This window comes from Chitinimonas lacunae (genome assembly GCF_042650885.1).
Taxonomy (GTDB): Bacteria; Pseudomonadota; Gammaproteobacteria; order Burkholderiales; family Chitinimonadaceae; genus Chitinimonas_A; species Chitinimonas_A lacunae.
In genome coordinates this window covers 1634900-1653398 of record NZ_JBHSBU010000001.1, presented here as the reverse complement: position 1 = coordinate 1653398, position 18499 = coordinate 1634900, and the positions used below count along the sequence as shown (strand labels likewise).

Here is an 18499-nt window from a genome sequence, read left to right as displayed (position 1 = left end):
ATCTATCAGATAACATAAGTTCACGTCGCGCCGTTGACGCAGCGAGTTTAAGAGTGGGACAAAACTCGTGGAGGTTGGTGAATTGACGGAGATTATGTTATGCCATTCTTCATTTCTGCCAAGACCTTCAAGCATCAGGCTAAAGTCCTGGTCAAGTATTGGCCTTTCAAAACGCTCAAGACCACTGAAGCCCGGCAATTGCTCAGCCAATTGTACGGCTACAAAGATAACCACCATTATCGGAAGATCCTTGCGCAGCCATCCGTTGCCCTGATTCCGCTTTCCGAGGAAGTCCTTCTCACCCACTATAAGCCCTGGGTGAAGAAACTCGCTGATCTGGGGTCGATCAATCAGACGCAGGCCAAGGCTATTCTGCATAAGCTGTGGCCGGCTTATCTGGATGAGAAAGCGCCTCTGTCCGATAAACTTTACAGCGCCAAATTCCGTTTTCATGGCGAATGCAATGATTTCTTGAGTGCAGAGAAAGCCTCTGTCCCCATTGATTACGCCTTCGATGATCGACCCTCGGTAAAAGACGCTATCGAGGCTTTGGGCGTTCCCCATACCGAAGTAGGCGCCATCAAGGTTGACGATCATTGGGTCGAATTCAAGCACTTGATGATGGATGGGCAGCAGGTCGAAGTATTTCCCAATCCTTATTCCCAGACCCCCTATCCACTACCGTATAAACCCCAGGGTGTCCCGTCATTCCTGCTCGATGTGCATCTGGCTGCGCTTGCGCGTTATTTGCGCTTGGCCGGATTCGACTGTCTGCATGAGGGAAAAGATTACGGCGATGCGGTTCTGGCGGAAGTGGCTGCCACTGACGAGCATATTCTGCTCACGCGCGATATCGGGCTCTTGAAGCGTTCCAAAGTGAAATACGGACGTTGGATCAGAAACACTTCTCCTGAATATCAGTTCAAGGAAGTGGTCGACCATTACCGATTGCATGATTTCTTCAAGCCACTTTCGCGCTGCGTGAGATGTAATGGCGCTATTGAAGCGGTGGACATCGAGGAAGTCCGGGATCGAGTGCCCGAGAGAGTGCTTGAGTGGCAGACCGATTTCAAGCAGTGCGCCCGTTGCTCACAGGTCTATTGGAAAGGGTCGCACTTCGAAAAGATCATGCAGATCTTGCAGAAAGGGCAGGGTCAGGGGAGTTGAAGGATGAATAATCATCAGTGGTCAGAAAAATACTGTCCATATAGTCCAGGCAACCTAGAGCGGAACCCAATGGTGATCAGAATGGGTTGATGCCCTGCTGACATAACCATTCTTTCGGAGCCGGCCTCGGTCTTCTTATGGCCGATGCCGGTTTCTTATTGAAAGCCCGATTTATTTGTTTTTGTCCATAAGTTGCAATACGCCTTGCAGACGTTGTGCATAAATATTTAATTACTCAGGAATTCTAGAAGTGGTAGATCCCAGCCACCTGCCAGATAGTCCGCTGCGGCACCAGCCCATACTGGCTATTGCCACGGCCGCCATTGCGCTGCCACTGCAAGCCCAGATCAAACTGTTTGCCGTGGTAGACCGCACTGATCCAGTCGTTCCGGCTATGGTCGTAGGGGTTGAGCCGGGTCATGGCGGCAATATCGAGTTGGCTGACCAGTGCATCCTTCCAGAGCAGATGGGCAAATATCGCCTGTCGTGAGGCTTGTTCATAAGCGGCCTGGCTGTGGCTGAGGTAGGCGCCAAGGACCGGTAGGGGAGCTGCGCGCAGGGCTTTCCAGGCGCTGCGGTCGGCAGCCCGGCCGTTGTAGTCGTATTCGAGGGTGAGGGTGAGATTGCGGGCACTGGTGTAAGTGAGGCCGGCTGCCAGTTGTGAGCGGAAGGCGGTGCCATTCGCTTGGGCAAAGGCGTCATCGAGCAGGCGGGAGTTACGCCCGCCCGACCATTCGGCAAACATCACCGTCGCGTCATTCAACAGCCAGGTCAGATTGAGGCCGAATTGTGGCGACTTGCCCTCGCTCTGGCTGAGCAGGAATTGCGGCTCAAAGTCCGTAGCCAGCCTGGTATTGATGGCGAGCAGACAGCGGGTCTGTCCGTTGCTGGCGCCAAGGTCGGCGCTGAACGCGGCTGGGCTGGGACGGCTGGCGAGCCTGGGTGAGCACAGGCCGGTGACTGAACCGCCGCTCCACAGCTTCTGCCCACGCAGCACCACGCTGCCCAGGCGGTTGCGGCGCAGGTTTTCCGGGTCGAGCGAGCTGATGGTGCGGATGGCATTGAAGCGGAAATAGTCGGTCGGGTTATAGCCCAGCGCCACGCCGTAACGGATATTGATCCGGCCGACATCGAGCATATAGTCCGACTGCCATTGCCGGCTCAGATAGGCCTCCTTCAAGGTATTGACGGCGGTATGGCTGAGCGAGCCATGGCGGCCTTTGGCGACGGCATATTGCAAGCCTAGATCCAGATCGTCCGAAAACACCGCTCGCCAACCCGGCGCCACGATGCGGTCGTAATGGAATTTCAGCGATAAGCGCGGGCCTTGCTGGGAGGCCAGTCCATGCCGATGATGGGCCGTCACCTGAGCCAGCTCGGCCGACAGTTTCCAGTCGTGTGCGCTGGCGGCCTTGCCGGTGGCCCTGTCGGCCATTTCGAGTGCCTCCAACTCCGCATCGGAAGCCCAGGCCACAGAGGCCAAGATCAGGCAGCACAGAGAAAAGATCGACTTCATTCGGGTTTGAAGCGCTGTAGATAGTCACGTTGCAGCCAGGCTTCCGGCACATCGCGCCAGACCAGGTCGGAATAGCGCAGCACCGTCACCCAGCTTGGATTGAGGCCGTCGATGATCACCGCTTCCATCGGCCGCTCCGCCCCCAGCTGCTGCTCATAGCGCCGGTAGTAGACCGACTTGAGCAGCTTGCCGCTTTCGGAATAGAAGCGACCTTTGACCGGGCGGCTATTGCCGGTATCGATCCACATCTCGATCCGGTGGTAGGTCACATCGGGCGCGCTGGCCGACAGGGTCAGCTTGTAGCAGTGACGCGATTTGCGGTCGCCATCGAGCGTATCCTCCTCGGCGCTCAGCTGGGCCTGATAATCCTGGGCGAAGTTGACCGTCATCACATCACCGTTGGCGGCCTGACCAAGCAGTCGCTGTTGCGGCGACAGGCGGATGCTGGCCCGGCTCGACGGATCGTACAGCCACAGATCGTTGCCGTTTTTCAGCATCAGCTTGTTGGCATCGCGCGCCGGCTCCAGCACACGGATCAGATTGCGGAACCGGCCGGTTTCCGGGGCGCTCTTGGCGTACACCACCAGGGTCATCTCGGCGCTTTCCTTGCCGTCGCGGTATTCGATCAGCTTGGTGGTGAGGCTGAACGGCTTGTCCGGATTACGGATGGCGTCGCTCGCTGCCAGGATCTCCTGCGCATTGGGCGCGGCCCAGACCGGGACAGCCAGGAGCAGACTCAGAACGAAAGGCAAGGGAAGGAAGGGTTTTCTCATGGTTTCGACCTTGGGTCAGGCATGGCGTAAGGCATCGACAATCACCATCCTGGCAGCCCGGTTGGCTGGCCACCAGGCGGAGAACAGCGCGACCGCCATCAGTCCGATCGAGCTGCCAAGCAGCAGCGGCAGATCGCTCCAGATACGCACGATGATCGGGTAGGACCTGGCGTAACCCGGCGGGATATAGTCAAGCCCGCTCTGATTGATCAGGTAGGCCACCAGAAGCGCCAGCGCGGTGCCCAAGGCGGTGCCGACGATACCCAGCAGTGCGGCTTCGCAGATGAACAGGCGGCGGATGCCATCGCGGCGCAGTCCCATCGCCCGCAGTGTCCCGATCTCCACCGTCCGCTCCACCACGGCCGCACTCATGGTGTTGCTGATGGTGAAGACCACGATGGCGCCGATAAGGACCGCGATAAACGTCACCACCGACTGCATGAAAGACACGGTCTGACCATAGATGGGCATCAACGTCTCGAAGTCATGGACCACCAGCGGCCGGTCCTTGAAGTGGGTGGAGAGCAGGTATTGCAGTCGTTGCCGGGCAGCCGGCACCTGGTCGGTATGCTGGAGCTGGATCTGGATAGCCGTCACCTGCGGGGCTGTCGCGCCAAACAGCAGCCGCTGTGCCTTGGGCAGGTGCATCGCCAGATAGAGGTCGTTGAGTTCCTTCGAGCCTTTGTTTTCGGCGTGGACCACATTGAGGCTGGCGACATTGGGCATTCCCTTGTTGCTGGTAGCCAGCAGCTCGATACGGGTGGCTTCGTGGGTGGCGCCTGACTGCTCCAGCGAGGACAGCGCCGCGATATCGGCCGGCAGTTGGACCGTCTCGGGCTTTGCCGCCTTCTTCTTGGGCGAATGGCACTCGGCCACCTTGAGCGGGCCGCACAGCTGCAACTCGCGCGCGACCCCGGTGCCGATCACGGCGGCGTCGGTGCTGGTGTGGGTCAAGGGCAGAGGATCGACGAAATTGGGACCGCCGTAGTCGTTCCACCGCCGCATCTTGTTCTGGTCCTCGACGACCAGCCCGACGCCAAGGACGGTGCGTGACACGCCCGCTTCGAAATTCCCCGCCAGTCCGCCGAAGACCAGAATCGGCGTCTGCACATTGAGCAGCGGCGCCATCACCGGATCACGGCCGACCACATCGATGATGCGCTGGTAGTCGGTGATGCCATATTCGGTCGGGTTGCCGCTGCCGTAGAGGAAATAGTCCTGATGCTGGATTTGCAGATGGCCGGTGAACTGCACGATGCCGGTCTGGGTGGCGTAGATCACATTGCTGCTGTAACCGCCAAATACCAGCACCGCGACCAGCCCGACCATCATGGCGAGCAGGGTGGTCAGCGAGCGGCGCCGGTTGCGCAGCAGATTGCGCAGGGCGAGAACCGGGATCTTCATGGCATGACCTCCGCATGCTGCGGAGCCGCCAAGGGCGGGCTGCCACGCTCGATGGCCGTGATGCGGCCATCGCGGATGAACACGGTATCGTCGGCCTCGGCATGGATCTGCGGATCGTGTGAGGAGAACACGAAAGCCACATGGCGCTCCTGCTGCATCCTGCGCATCAGGGCGATGATCGCGCTGCCGGTCTGGCTATCGAGGTTGGCAGTCGGCTCATCGGCCAGCACCAGCCTGGGGTCGGTGGCCAGGGCGCGGGCGATGGCGACGCGCTGGCGTTGACCGCCCGACAGTTGGCCGGGGCGATGGTGAGCCTTGTCGGCCAGTCCCACCGCATCGAGCAGCGTCAATACACGCGCTCTGCGTTCGGCTGGCGCGATCTGCGCGAGCAGCAACGGGTACTCGACGTTTTCATAGGCAGTCAGTACCGGCAGCAGATTGAAGTTCTGGAAGATAAAACCGAGATGGCGGGCGCGGAAGTCCGATAGCGCATCATCGGACATCTGCGCCGTTGCCTGGCCGGCAACGATCACCTCTCCCCGATCGGGCCGGTCGATGCAGCCGATCAGATTGAGCAAGGTGGTTTTACCGCTGCCCGAAGGCCCGCAGATCACGGTAAAGCAGTCGGGACGGATTGCAAGGTCGATATCGGCAAGAGCCGGAACGGCAATGGAATCAAGGCGATAACTCTTGCTGACCTGCCTCAGAATGACAGTGCTCACAGCATCTCTCCAACCAGATTGATCCGCAGCAGTATCGCCTGCCTGGTCTCTTTAGCTATTGAACGATTACGACATTTGCAGCCATCCTAGCGGCTGTCTTTATTGTGGCCGCCTGTTCAGGGTGCTCTACGCCATGTCCACATCCCTTCCTTCTTCCGACAGCCGGGGCCGTGTTGCCGGCACCCATGCGGCTTTCGTCGTGCCGAGCATGCCGCTGGCTTCCTGCATCCGCTGCTATGTGGTGCGCAATACCCTCAAGGCGGCGCCGATGTCGCCGTGGCAGCGCTTCAATCATTTCGCTGCGCTGCCTTACGCCACGATCACCTGGTTCTTTCAGGGGGAATGCGAAAGCCTGTGGATCGGTGAAAAGCCGCTCGACTTCCGTTTCACCCCGATCTTTTTCTGCGGCCCGTTCTCGCAGCCGATGACCTCCTACAACCCCGGTCCGGTCGATGCGCTGACGATCAGCCTGATGCCCGGGGCCATCCACCTGCTGACGGGGCTTGATGTCGCCGCCTATACCGACCGGCTGGTGCCGGTTGAGGAAATCTTCGACGACGCCTGGCAGGCGATGGCGAAAAGCGTTTACGAGGCACCCGACCAGGCCAGCCGTATCGCCCGGATCGAAGCGTTTCTCGAACCTTTATGGCAGGCCGCCCGTACCCGTAATGGTCTGCGTGCCACCTGGTTCCAGGACTGCCTCAATGGCCTGTCGATCCGTGCCGTCAATTCCGACTGGAGCCGCAGTGTCCGCCAGCTCGAGCGGCGCATCCGCACCTGGACCGGTCTGCCCATGGTGCGCCTGCGCAGCCTGCAACGTTCCGAGGATGGCTTTTTCGGTGCGGTGGCGGCCCATCAGGCAAACCGGCTGTCCTGGGCCGAGGTGGCGGCCGAGACCGGTTTTGCCGATCAGGCGCATTTCTGCCGAGAGACGCGTCGGGTAACCGGGGTCAGCCCGACCGAGCTGGTAAGAAAAATGCTGACCGAGGAGAGTTATTGGCCTTATCGGATCTTTGCCGGAGACGATGTGTAGCATGCAAGAAGCCCGCTCGAGCGCGGGCTTCTTTGATGGATTCCTCTATTGATCGAAACGACTGCGCCCGGTCGGATAATTTATTCGTTTATTTGCTGCACGGCTGCTTCGCTCTTATTCGCCTGCATCCATCCAGCCCGTACAAGAAGGGGAGATGGGAACTGTCCGAACGGTCTGTCTTCTTTCCCGGATATTCGAATGTTTTGTCTAAAAAATTTATTTTTCCAATACATATGGCCATATATATTGCAATACTTTGGCTGAAAACTTTCCATATGCTCGCTGCTACTGCCTCTCCACCATACTCTTCCTACTTGGGCATCTGCCGCAGACTGACCGTCAACTGTTTCCAGCGCGGCGACTGCCAGCGATGGAAGGTGCTGAGCGAATTGGGATGGTCGGCTTGTTTTTGCACGGCCAGGGTTTCCAGGTCGATCAATTCGAAGCTGCGTTGGAAGCGGCCATCGACCTTGACTTCGCGCGCTGCCAGCATTTGTTTGCCGCCGGGCACCCAGCCGGCGAACTCGATATATCCCAGATCGGGGTTTTGATTGGAAGGCGGCAGCACCGTCAGTTGCCAGCCGTCGACGCCACGTCGGAACAGCCACAGTTCACGCCAGCCTTCGAGCGGCTGGACTGCCAGGGTCAGCGCGGTGCCATCGGGGTTGGCGCTGGCGCTGGCCGTCCACACCAGGCCGTAGCTGCAAGTCTTGAACAGCGGCGACTTGGTATCACGACGGGCGTCGACGAGCAGGACGCAGGTCTGTCCGGGTTCTCCTGGCTGAGTGATCACACTCAGCCCCTTGTCGGTGGCAGCGGCCGGCAGGGCTGCCCAGCGCGAGGCGCCGACGCGGATTGCGGCATCGCTGTAGGCGCTGCGGTCTTCTTCGCTCAATTCCTCGACCACCACCGAAGCCAGCGCATCGAGCGCCTGTTGTGCGGCCTGGGTGGCTGCTTCGCCACGGCGGGCGTGCTGGAAGGCAAGTGCGGCCCAGACGCCGGCCTGGCGCAGTCGCAGGCGGTTGCGGACGAACTCGGGCAGGGCGCTGCCATCGATGCGGTTCAGCAGACTGGCGCGCCACTGATCGACGGCATGGCGTTGCGGCGGCGATTGCAGCGGGTCGAGGCAATCATGGCGGGTCAGTGCCAGGGCGGCGCGGGTCTGCTGGCTGGCGTCGGCAGGCAGGGCCAGCACGCGGCGGAAGGCGTCGCCGTCGTAGCAGAGCTGTACCCGGCCGTCGCGCTCGACACCGCTTAGCTTGATGCCGTAGTTGGCGGCTACCTGAAGATGGGCGGCGAGCGTGGCATCGGTGGTCCTGCCCTGGCGGCCCGAGGCGCGCCGGCCGAGCCGCTCGGCCATGCTGCCCAGCATATCGAACAGCTCGGCGTCGATTGCCTGGGCCGGTGCCGCTTTCAGGTAGGCGGCGCCGTAGCCGATGCCAAGCGCTTCGGCGCCCGGGGTGTCGCGCAGGAAGCGAATCACCGCACGCAGCTCCGGGGCGGTGGCTGCATCGAGGCGGGTGGTGCGGACCTGACTGGCGCGGATATAACCGCCCCGTTCGCGCACATGGTCATAGACCTGTAGGTAGCCCAGGCGCTCGCCACGGATTTCCAGCGACTCGCCCTGCCACAGCACCGCCTGCTGCGGTGCCGAATCGCGCGGGGCGGCGCGCAGTGCGGCCTGATCCTGGGTGACGATGGCCAGGGTCGCGGTGGCGGCCAGCAGCAGGGTGCTCATTGGGCTTCTCCATCGGCCTGCTCAGTCGGAGCTTGCTGGACCGGTGCAGCCTTGGGCAGTGCACCGACCAGGGCCGAGCCGATAAAGCCGCCGTCGGCCGGGGGCGAGGCGATGATGACCGAGACCTTATCGGACAGCTTGTCGGCCATGGTCTTCTGGATCAGCAGCGGATGGCGGCTGATCAGGGCACCGTCGCGCGCCATCTGTTCACTGTTGAGTTTGGCGATCTTCTCGATCCGGTAGGCTTCGGCATCGGCCAGCTTCTGGCGCGAATCGGCCTCGCCGGCCGCTTCGATCACCCGGGCCCGGGCGCTGCCTTCGGCGCTTTTGATCCGGGCCAGCTTCTCGGCTTCGGCTTCGAGCTGACGTTGTTCGATCTGTTTTTGCTTGAACGGCAGCACATGCTTCATCGCCTCTTCCTGGGCACGGGCGGCGATGATCTGTTCGTTGCCGGCCGCTTCGGCGGCCTTCTCGCGTTGCACCTTGGCCGCTTCGGCCTCAAGCGCAGTCTGCTTGACCAGCTTGTCCTTGAGTTCGAGCGTGTAGCGCATCTTCTCGGCGGCCAGCTCTTCGGCCAGCAGGGTTTCCATCCCGGCGCGGTAGTCGGCTGGCAGGTCAACCTTGCCCATCTGCACCGAACGCAGCAGGATGCCGTCGGTGGCCAGACGCGGGCCCAGTTCCTTTTCGATGATCTGCTGGATTTCCGCCCGCTTGCTCGAGAAGATCTCGCGCACCGTGTAGCGGGCGAAGATCTTGTAGATCACCCCTTGCACTGCCGGCTCGACGATTTCGCCGGCCACGTTTTCCGGCAGATCGCGTGCCATCCTGGCGACCTTGTTGGGGTCAAGCGCGTAGCGGATCGCCAGATCGACCCCGAGCGACAGACCTTCGACCGACTGGAACGGTGCGCTGCCGTCGGCCTGGCTGCTGGCGACGGGCCGGTAGAGCTGGTCGCGCAGGGCATAGCGGCGGACTTCATGGAGGCCCGGGATGACCAGGATGCTGCCACCGCCACGGAATTCGTCGGCCGAACCGGTCAGACTGTTGAAGCGAACGCCGACTTCGGTGCCGCTCAGGGTTTCGAGCGGCGGGTGGGTCACGAGGCCGTAGACGGCCAGCCCGCCCAGGGCCAGCACGGCCACGCTGCGGCGGTGGCGGCCGAGCCGGCGAAGCGGGGCGGTGCTGCGGATCAGGACATTGCGCACGGCCTGCGCAATTGGTTTGAGTCGGTCGAACATGGCGATTTCCCCTGGCGTGGCGCCCAGAGCGGTCAAGGTCCGGCGGGACCATCCCGCCGCTGCTGCTCTGTTGACGCCATCATCGCGAGGAAGCCCCGGAGCGATCAAAGCCCCGGCGGGGGCAGATTGGCACCGGGCGCGGAAGAAACCTTCACAGCCCGTCTGTGACTAGACGTCCGATAATCGCGATACTTGTCTGACCGTGAGAAGGAGTCGCAGCCGATGTTGAAAGTCGCCGTTATCGAGGACGATCTGCCCACCAGCCGTCAGTTGCGCGGCTGGATCGAATCGGCCAGGCCCGGTATCCGGGTCGATCAGTGGTTCAACCGCGACGAGGCCGAAGCCGCGATTGCGCGCGAGGTCTACGATCTGGTGGTGCTCGATATCGAGCTGGGCCGCGAGCGTCATGCCGGGGTGGCCATCATCAATGCCATCAATAAGCGCCATGCCACACCGGTGCTGGTGGTGTCGGCCATGCCGGCCACCATCTACCGCAGCATCATGAAGGCGCTCGATGCCTGGGATTACCTACAGAAAGCCACCTTCGAAGAGTCGGATTTCATCGAGACCTTCCTGGAAATCCTGCGCGCGGCCAAGGACCAGCGTGCGGCACCGCCGGCCGGTGCGCCGCTGTCGCTCGATCCGCTGCGCCAGAGCACGCCCACCTGGCGCGCCCAGCGGATCAATCTGCCGCTGACGGCGCAGCGCATCCTGGCCACGCTCTACCAGAACCGCGGCCAGGTGGTGAGTTACGAGCAACTGTTCCAGGTGGTCAAGAGCGGCCGCAACCGCGATAACGTGCGCAAGCACGTCAGCACCATCCGCGATGCCTTCCGCGAGGTCGATCCGGATTTCGACTGCATCGAAAACGTCCCGATGCGCGGTTTCCGCTGGGTCGATCCGCCGGCGTCGCAGGATCGTTGATGGCCTGGCTCGCTTCCTACCGGCTGCGCATTCTGTTTCGCAGCGCGTTTCTGCTGCTGGCGCTGGCGACCATCGCCATGGCGCTGCATCTGCTTCAGGCTGAGAAGCAGCTCAGCTATCGCAATTACCGATACGGTTTCCATAAGACCGAGGCGCAGATCTCGGCCAAATTGCACCATCCGGCCGGGCAACTGGCCCTGCTCAATCCGCCCACCGCCACGCTGACGCCCTTGCGGCCGCTGTTGCTGCCGTTCTCGGCGCTGGATTTCGATGACCAGAACAAGGTGCAGCAGGCCATCGAAATGGCGGGGTGCCTCGTGCAGTACCGCGACGGTTCGGTCTGCGTCGCCGTCGGCAACAACCCCTGGGCCGGTGCCTTTATCTATGTGGCGGGCAGTTTCTCCAGCGCCGAACTGGTGCCGCATCGGCGCGGGGAGTTCGATCTGACCCTGGCGCATCGTGTCCGGGTCGAAGTGGCCCTGCGTGGCCAGCGCTACCGCTGGGTCGCCCCGTTCGAGCTGATCGACGAAACGCGCGGGGTACGTGGCCGGCTGACCGGCTTTGTCGAAGGCGACCGGCCTGGGCGGCCGGTGCGCGATTTCCGGGGCTGGTTATGGCAGAACCCGCAATGCCAAGAGGCGGCGCCACCTTGCCAGCGACGTGCCTTTTTCTCGCTGCGCCTGCCTGTGGCGATCCTGGGCGACGAGCTGTTTCGCACACCGCGCCCCGATTGGCCGCCACCCGATCTTGACCGCATTGCCGTGCATCTCCAGGTCCTGCCACCGGGGCAGGGTACGCCACTGCTCGACAGCAATGACCGTGATGCGACCGCTCCGTTTTCCCTGGCCGAACTGGCACCGCTGCTGCTGCCGGGCGAAACCTTGCGTATTGGCCGGCTCGGCCAGCCGCCATTGCTGACCCTGGTCGGCAGCGAGGACCAGCCCGATGACGGCTCGCGCCTGCTCTACAGCCTTATCAAGCGCCTGCCGGTCGAGGGCTACGATTCGCTGCTGGAAAGCCGCGAGCTGATCCGCACGCCGCTTGGCGACTACACCGTGACGCTGACGGGTGATGTGCGCAGCGTCAATCGCACGCTGGGAGCGGTAGCCAGCCGCCTGTCCTGGTTTGTCGGGGCCATGCTGCTGGCGATGTTGCTGGCCTGGCTGGTGATCGAGATCGGCCTGATCCGCCGCATCACCCGGCTGACCCGGCGTGCCGCGTCAGTGGCCCAGACCGTCAAGGGCGCCGGCGATCTGGAACGGTTTGATCTGGCCGACCTGCGTGGCGGCGATGAACTGGGCATTCTGGCCGGCTGCCTGTCTGAACTGCTGCGGCGAGTCCGGGAGGATGTTGAGCGCGAGTGCATCCGGGCCGAGCAGGAAAAGGACCGCTGGCATGCAGTCGGCCATGAAATCATGTCGCCCTTGCAGTCGCTGCTGGCGCTGTATGGCGACGGCGAGCACAGCCGCTATATCCGGCGTATGCAGCAGGCACTGCAAATCCTCTACGGCAGCGCTTCGCCGAGCGAGGCGTTCCAGTCGAGCACACTGCGGCTGACCACGGTGGATCTGGGCGAATTCCTGTTCCATGTGGCCGACAACGCGCCTTGCGTCGGCATCGAGTCGGTACGTTTCATCAATCAGGCCGGGCAGGTATTCGTGCGGGCCGATGAGTATTCGCTCGAAGATGTGGTGACGCATGTGCTGCGTAACGCCGATCGCTACCGTCTACCCGACAGCCCCATCACGATCACGCTCGAAGCCAGCGAAACCGCCGCCACCGTCAGCCTGCACAACCAGGGGCCGACCATTGCCGAGCCGATGCTCGACAAGATCTTCGAGTACGGCGTCTCCGATCAGCCGGAAGCCGGTGCCAACGGCAACCGAGGGCAGGGCTTGTTTGTGGCCAAGACCTATATGGCCAAGATGGGCGGCACGATTGCCGTGCGCAACGAGGCCGCTGGAGTCAGCTTCGTGCTGTCCTTGCAGCGGGTGGTGGCGCCCGGTTGAGCTAGCGCATTGCCAGTCAATTCGGCGTCAGTGTGTCCGGCCCTCAAAGCGCCGGCTCCTGACGCTCAACCAGACTTGCTGCGACGCCGACTTCAGTGGAAATTCGCTAACCAGGAGGGGTTCGGGACAGGCCGCCCCTACCGCGTCGCGCTTGTCCTGGGCCGCGGCAGTCCTCAGCGCGGCAGGGTGAAGTAGAAGGTGGCGCCCGCCCCGGGCGCCGACTCGGCCCAGATGCGGCCTTCGTGACGATGGATGATCCGGGCGACGCTGGCCAGTCCGATGCCCGAGCCTTCGAATTCCTGCTCGCTGTGCAGACGCTGGAAGGCCCCGAACAGCCGGTCGGCATTGGCCATATTGAAACCGGCGCCATTGTCGCGGACGAAGTAGACCGTTTCCCCGTCCTGCCGCAAGGCGCCTACTTCGATATGCGGCGTTTCCACCTTGCGGCTGAACTTCCAGGCATTGCCCAGCAGGTTCTGCAAGGCCGCCCGCAACAGCAGGGCATCGCCCCTGGCGCGCAGATTGGGCGCGACCACGAATTCCACCTGCTGCTGCGGGTGCAACTGGCGCAATTCCTGCCCCAGTTCCTGGGCCAGTGCGCTCAGATCGACCGGGACGGCATGGAGTTCGGCCCGGCTGATCTGGGCCAGCGCCAGCAAGGCGTCGATCAGATCGCTCATCTTGTGCACGCCACGGCGGATCCGTTGCAGATAGTCGCGGCCGGTATCGTCGAGCCGGTCGTTGTAGTCTTCGAGCAGAAACATGCTCATCCCGTCGATCAGCCGCAGCGGCGCGCGCAGGTCGTGCGAAACCGAATAGCTGAACGAGGCCAGTTCCTGGGTGCGCACGGTCACCAGTTCCTCCAGATGTTCCTGATGGAGCTTGAGTGCCTCTTCGGCCGCTTTCTGCTGGCTGATGTCCTGCACCACCGTGACGAAATGGAGCGGCGTGCCGTCCTGGGCCCGGTGCAGGCCTACCGAGGTATGGGCCCACAAATAGCTGCCGTCCTTGCACAGATAGCGCTTGTCGTCTTCGGCGATCGTGACCTCGCTCGACAGCATCTGCTGCACCGCCCGATTGGTGGCCGGCATATCGTCGGGGTGGGTCAGGGCGGGCACGCCGGTTTGCAGCATTTCCTGCTCGCTGTAACCGAATAGCTGGCATAGCCGCTGATTGACCCGCACATAGTGACCATCGAGCCCGACATGGGCGATACCGACGGCGGCATGCTCGAACAGGGCACGATAGCCGGCTTCGCTCTGCCGCAGGGCTTCTTCCACCTGCTCGCGCTTGGCAATATCGCTGACCAGCAGCGCCGCCACCTGGCGTTGTTGCGCCGTGGCGGCCACCAGGACCAGCCCCACACCCGACACGACGCTCATGAACATTTGCAGATTGAGCACCTGCAAGCTGCGCACGGCATCGGCCGTCGATAGATGGATGATGCTGCCGCCGATGGCCGACAGTGAGGCCACCAGCACCACCAGGGCGGTGGCGGCATGGCCGAAACGCACGGCCGCCCAGATCACAAACGGAAATACCAGATAGGCCGGAATCGGATTGCCATGGAAGACCTCGGTAGCCAGGCCGAACGCCAGGCCGCAACTGATCAGCAGCATGCAAGCGAGAAGCAGTGCCTCGGTACCCGGCTCCTGCCATGGTTTCTGCGGTCGCGCCAAAGCCAGCAGCAAGGGCGTCAGCGTCAAGACCCCGCCGAAGTCGGCCAGCCACCAGACCTTGAAGATCAAGGGCCACATATTGACCGGTGCCACCCCACCAAGTACCAGCGTGGTGGCACCGATAGAGCCGCCAAACAGCGTCGGCAGCGCCGCCCCGGCGAAGATCAGCAACAGCGCATCGCGGAAACTGGTGAGCTTGGGGTCGAATCCGTAACGATTGAGCAGCCAGCAGCCGACCAGCGAACTGAGCATATCGCCGCTGCCGCTCAGAAAGGACAGATGAAGCGGCACGCCAATCGACAAGGTGAACAGCATTGCCCCGAACAAGGCGCCGGGCCAGCGGTCGATGCCACGCAGCAGCAGCACCGCCAGTGCAATGCCCGAAGGAAACCAGATCGACGTGACATGGGCATAGGCCGGTGCGATGCGAAAACCGGCATAGGCGACGGCCCAGAACAATAACGACAGGGCAATCACATCAAACCACCACCGGCGGTCGCTCAGTTGCGGCAACATGGCCTGCTCCCAGAGGGAGAATGTGTTTTGTTATAGCGCCTGCCAAGGGCAAGCGTAAACCCTTGAATCGATTGGGGCCGCTGATGTTTTGGCGGGTGAGGATAGAGGCGTGCGGTGGCCTGGGACCTGGCTGAGGAAGTCTGGATGTGTCTGAGGCAGGGGAATAGTTAAATTATTTATTTTTTATTTAGATTGAATTCGTGTCTTGCAGTTGATTTTCCTGATTTTTTATTTCTCGCTGAGGGATAAGCCATGCACGGAAAGCGGACCAAGTGTATCCCCTGGATGGTGGTGCTCTTGACCAGCCTATTGCCTTGGAGCGTCCATGCCCGTCCGTTCTGGGCTGTGCCGATCTTTCTTGACTTGCCGACAGGCTGGCGGGCCCAGCCGGCCGATTCGCCCGACAGTCGGGCGTTTGTCGTGTCGAAGGGCCGCCAGGTGATCCTGTTCGATTACCTGCCATCGTCTGCGCAGCAGACGCTGTGTCGGGCGACAGACGTGGCCCAGGCCAAGCGACTGAGCGATCTGCCCTGTGTGGTGCAGGGGCAGGGCGAGCGGCAGGAGAAGATGTCCCTGTATATCGCTGACCCCGCAGAGAAAAGTTTTCAGCTGCGGGTCTTCACCAAGACGACCCACTTGGCAGACCCGACCCTGCATCAGCTGCTGCGCAGCCTCCGCTTTGTCGGTGCCGGACCAGCACTGACCTTGCTTGCAACGGAGCACTCAGCCGGCCGGGCCAAGGTGGTCGATGAGACCGGTATTCCACGTTGGGTGAAGTTGGGCGAGGTGGTGACGAGGCAGTACGGTATGGTCAGGCAGATCGGCAACAGAACCGTGCTGATCGAGGAAACGATACTCGATGCAGCGGGTGACTATCAGCTACAAACCTGGCTGTTGCGGCAGCAGTGAGTTGGCCGATCGATCAGGAGGAGACAGGCGTGGGCCGCCATCCGATCTCCCATACGGCCCATTGCCAAACCCGCCAATTCCTGGGAAAACGCTGCCCGGTCCGCCGTTGGCGGCAGTCAGAACCCGCAGGAGAGAATGATGAACGACGAGTTGGAAGTGGTGGATATCCAGTTGGGCGAGGGCAAGGAAGTGGTCAAGGGTGCGTTGATTACCACCCAGTATCAGGGTTTTCTGGAGGATGGCACCAAATTCGATTCCTCCTATGATCGCGGCAAGCCGTTTCAATGCGTGATCGGCAGCGGACGGGTGATCAAAGGCTGGGATCAGGGACTGATGGGCATGAAGGTCGGCGGTCGCCGCAAGCTGTTCGTACCGGCCCGGCTGGCCTATGGCGAGCGCCAGATCGGCCAGCATATCAAGCCCCATTCCAATCTGATCTTCGAGATCGAGCTGCTTGAAGTATTGACGCGCGACGATTGAGTGGACGGGTTCACGGCAACAAAAAGTATCTCCTGCGGGAGGCGCTTTTCGTTGGGACGGCGCTTGGCACCTGTTATGAATCCAAGGCACTGAAATGGCTGAAGTTTTTTCAGTGCGCTGTCGAGCGCCAGCGAGGCTCCCTCGCGGCGGCGAGGGCGGGGGGAGTGGAATCAACCAGGGAGCGCCGATGCTTCAGTTCTCACCAATGGTTAGCGCCAGGGTTTCCCTGGCGCCTGCGCTTCATTTATCTCCCCACAGACGCCAGATAGTTCATCACAGGCGCTAGGGCTGTCGCTTGAACAAGTCGGAGCCGGCGTTGATCGAGGCCCATTCCTCGCCCGGGGCCACCTGGCTGGTCATCTGCCACAGGGTCTTCAGGGCGGTGGACGAGCCGGGCAGAAGCTGGCCGACCCAGGCGGTGATGGCCTGGAATTCGCGCCAGTGGACCACAAAGGAAATCAGATCGCCGTTGACATAGCCGCGCAGCTCGCCGGTGGTCTTGTGGCCATCGGCGCTGACGGCGCTCTCGTAGGTGCCGCTCAGGCGCATATTGTCCTGCTCCAGCACGGCTTTGGAGCCCAGTTCGTTTTTCCAGACCCCGGAGAAATTGACGATCGGACCGATGCCCGGCTGGGCGCGACGCAACATCTGCTCGTGTGACATGACAGACCTCCTCAGTTGACGAATGAAAGACAGGCTCTGATGGCGCGGCGATAGGCGCCGGCTGGCCTGTTTGCTGGTCGTTCCGGACTGGACCGGCCATGTGCCTCGGACGCTGACGCGGCGCGGGCGGCCTTTTTCTTGTCGGTGGAAGCGGAACGATGGAGCGGGTGGTGTTTTGAATCTAGTCGCCGTCGGCTGGGGGTTCAACCGCTTTGGTGGAAGGGGAAGGGCTGGTTTTCCGGCTTGGCCTCGCGCCCAAACCGTTGCGGATACGGTCGCCGCCCCAGCCCAGGCCTGGCCGACCGTAGGGGAGGGAGGAGAGGGATAGGCTGCAAGAACTAGTCCTCCCGCGCTGTTCAGCTCGGTCTAGTGGCGAATGGTAGAGGCACTGGGCGCTCCCTAAGCTCTGGCTTACGAATCAATCGACAGATCGTGAGCCGCAACCATGACACAGCCAGACAAGGTGCCTCCGGGTGCCACCAAGGTGCTGGTTTCCAGTACCTTCGCCTTCACCATCTGCTTTGCGGTATGGATGATGTTCGCGGTGGTCGGGATTCCGATCAAAACCCAACTGGGTCTCAGCGAAACCCAATTCGGTCTGCTGGCGGCCATGCCGGTGCTGACCGGTTCGCTGGTCCGGGTGCCGCTCGGTATCTGGACCGATCGCTACGGCGGCCGGGTGGTGCTGTTCTCCCTGATGCTCTGTACCGTCATCCCGATCTGGATGATGAGTTATGCCACCGAATACTGGCATTTTTTGTTACTGGCACTTTTTGTTGGTATCGCCGGTGGCTCGTTCTCTGTCGGCACACCTTATGTGGCGCGCTGGTTTCCCAAATCGCGCCAGGGTTTTGCGATGGGGGTGTTCGGTGCCGGTAACTCGGGCTCCGCGCTGACCAAGTTCGTGGCCCCGGCACTGATCGCCGCAGCCGGTGGCGCCTGGGTGATCGTGCCGCAGGTCTATGCGGTGGCAATGCTGATCACCGCGATCCTGTTCTGGTTCTTCTCGTCGACCAATCCGGCCCATAACGTACCGTCCACCGCGAGCCTGGGCACTCAGCTCAAGATGCTCAAGGACCCGCGTGTCTGGCGCTACTGCCAATACTACTCGGTGGTATTCGGCGGCTATGTGGCGCTCGCCTTGTGGATGACCAAGTACTACATCGGCGAATACGGTTTTGATATCAAGCTGGCCGCGCTGCTGGCCGCCTGCTTCTCGCTGCCTGGCGGGGTGCTGCGGGCGATCGGTGGCTGGATCTCCGACAAATACGGCGCTTATCGCACCACCTGGTGGGTGATGTGGGTGTGCTGGGTGTGCTTCTTCATCCTGAGCTACCCGCAGACCGACTTCACCGTCATGACCGTCGATGGACCCAGGACCTTCCATATCGGGCTCAACCCCTGGATGTTCACCATCCTGCTGTTTATCGCCGGTATCGCCACGGCGGTTGGCAAGGCCTCGGTCTTCAAATTTATCGCTAACGATTTCGGCCAGAACATCGGCGCCGTGTCCGGCATGGTCGGGCTGGCCGGTGGCCTTGGTGGTTTCTTGCTGCCGATCATGTTCGGCCTGGCCGTTGACCTGACCGGGATCCGTTCGAGCTGCTTCATGCTGTTGTATGGCACCGTCTGCGTCAGCCTGATCTGGATGCACTTCAGCTTCCGCCGCGAAAGCGTGGAAGCGGGGCAGCGGGCCCTGGCCGGCAAGGCCGTCGCGCACTGATTTTG

General features: G+C 61.8%; 15 protein-coding genes. 7 read left to right on the top strand and 8 right to left on the bottom strand.

The features are described 5' to 3' along the window. The first annotated feature begins 99 nt into the window (after window positions 1-99). Window positions 100-1167, top strand: a complete 1068-nt coding sequence (locus tag ACFOW7_RS06900; RefSeq protein WP_378162456.1) for a Mut7-C RNAse domain-containing protein — start codon at window positions 100-102, stop codon at window positions 1165-1167. A gap of 244 nt (window positions 1168-1411) precedes the next feature. Here ACFOW7_RS06900 and ACFOW7_RS06895 read toward each other — a convergent pair whose 3' ends face one another. From ACFOW7_RS06895 to ACFOW7_RS06880, 4 genes are all read right to left on the bottom strand, one after another. Beyond that, a complete protein-coding gene (locus ACFOW7_RS06895; RefSeq protein ID WP_378162453.1) occupies window positions 1412-2602 on the bottom strand; it encodes a hypothetical protein in 1191 nt (396 codons plus the stop codon). Window positions 2603-2679: 77 nt separating this feature from the next. Beyond that, window positions 2680-3456, bottom strand: a complete 777-nt coding sequence (locus ACFOW7_RS06890) for an outer membrane lipoprotein-sorting protein (RefSeq protein WP_378162449.1) — start codon at window positions 3454-3456, stop codon at window positions 2680-2682. A 15-nt stretch (window positions 3457-3471) separates the two neighbouring features. After that, the gene (locus ACFOW7_RS06885) at window positions 3472-4860 is read right to left on the bottom strand and encodes an ABC transporter permease (protein ID WP_378162447.1); all 1389 of its coding nucleotides are present in this window, start codon (window positions 4858-4860) and stop codon (window positions 3472-3474) included. Then, window positions 4857-5582, bottom strand: coding sequence for an ABC transporter ATP-binding protein (locus ACFOW7_RS06880; protein WP_378162445.1), 726 nt, complete (start codon window positions 5580-5582; stop codon window positions 4857-4859). The genes ACFOW7_RS06885 and ACFOW7_RS06880 overlap by 4 nt, the downstream gene beginning before the upstream one ends. Window positions 5583-5715: 133 nt before the next feature. On the opposite strand from ACFOW7_RS06880, the gene ACFOW7_RS06875 reads away from it, so the two are divergent. Next, entirely contained in the window at window positions 5716-6615 is a 900-nt protein-coding gene (locus ACFOW7_RS06875) for a helix-turn-helix domain-containing protein (protein WP_378162443.1), read from the top strand. 310 nt (window positions 6616-6925) lie between these two features. On the opposite strand, the gene ACFOW7_RS06870 is transcribed toward ACFOW7_RS06875, so the two are convergent. After that, window positions 6926-8353 (bottom strand): hypothetical protein, encoded by a 1428-nt coding sequence (locus tag ACFOW7_RS06870; RefSeq protein WP_378162440.1) that lies wholly within the window; start codon window positions 8351-8353, stop codon window positions 6926-6928. Beyond that, window positions 8350-9591: an SPFH domain-containing protein gene (locus ACFOW7_RS06865; RefSeq protein ID WP_378162438.1), complete on the bottom strand. Its 1242-nt coding sequence runs from the start codon at window positions 9589-9591 to the stop codon at window positions 8350-8352. Before ACFOW7_RS06865 ends, ACFOW7_RS06870 begins: the two co-directional genes overlap by 4 nt. Before the next feature lie 222 nt (window positions 9592-9813). On the opposite strand from ACFOW7_RS06865, the gene ACFOW7_RS06860 reads away from it, so the two are divergent. Together ACFOW7_RS06860 and ACFOW7_RS06855 are read left to right on the top strand one after the other, a co-directional pair. Further along, the gene (locus ACFOW7_RS06860; protein WP_378162435.1) at window positions 9814-10515 is read left to right on the top strand and encodes a response regulator transcription factor; all 702 of its coding nucleotides are present in this window, start codon (window positions 9814-9816) and stop codon (window positions 10513-10515) included. Then, entirely contained in the window at window positions 10515-12524 is a 2010-nt protein-coding gene (locus ACFOW7_RS06855; protein WP_378162433.1) for a sensor histidine kinase, read from the top strand. Before ACFOW7_RS06860 ends, ACFOW7_RS06855 begins: the two co-directional genes overlap by 1 nt. 173 nt (window positions 12525-12697) lie before the next feature. On the opposite strand, the gene ACFOW7_RS06850 is transcribed toward ACFOW7_RS06855, so the two are convergent. Next, window positions 12698-14719, bottom strand: a complete 2022-nt coding sequence (locus ACFOW7_RS06850) for an MASE1 domain-containing protein (RefSeq protein ID WP_378162431.1) — start codon at window positions 14717-14719, stop codon at window positions 12698-12700. 297 nt (window positions 14720-15016) lie between these two features. Between ACFOW7_RS06850 and ACFOW7_RS06845 the strand changes: the two genes are divergently transcribed. Continuing rightward, window positions 15017-15628 (top strand): hypothetical protein, encoded by a 612-nt coding sequence (locus ACFOW7_RS06845; RefSeq protein ID WP_378162428.1) that lies wholly within the window; start codon window positions 15017-15019, stop codon window positions 15626-15628. A gap of 138 nt (window positions 15629-15766) precedes the next feature. Continuing rightward, window positions 15767-16108 (top strand): FKBP-type peptidyl-prolyl cis-trans isomerase, encoded by a 342-nt coding sequence (locus tag ACFOW7_RS06840; protein WP_378162426.1) that lies wholly within the window; start codon window positions 15767-15769, stop codon window positions 16106-16108. 282 nt (window positions 16109-16390) lie between these two features. On the opposite strand, the gene ACFOW7_RS06835 is transcribed toward ACFOW7_RS06840, so the two are convergent. Further along, a complete protein-coding gene (locus ACFOW7_RS06835) occupies window positions 16391-16771 on the bottom strand; it encodes an avidin/streptavidin family protein (RefSeq protein ID WP_378162423.1) in 381 nt (126 codons plus the stop codon). A 445-nt stretch (window positions 16772-17216) separates the two neighbouring features. Between ACFOW7_RS06835 and ACFOW7_RS06830 the strand changes: the two genes are divergently transcribed. Beyond that, window positions 17217-18494, top strand: a complete 1278-nt coding sequence (locus tag ACFOW7_RS06830; protein ID WP_378162421.1) for an MFS transporter — start codon at window positions 17217-17219, stop codon at window positions 18492-18494. Window positions 18495-18499: the final 5 nt, after the last annotated feature.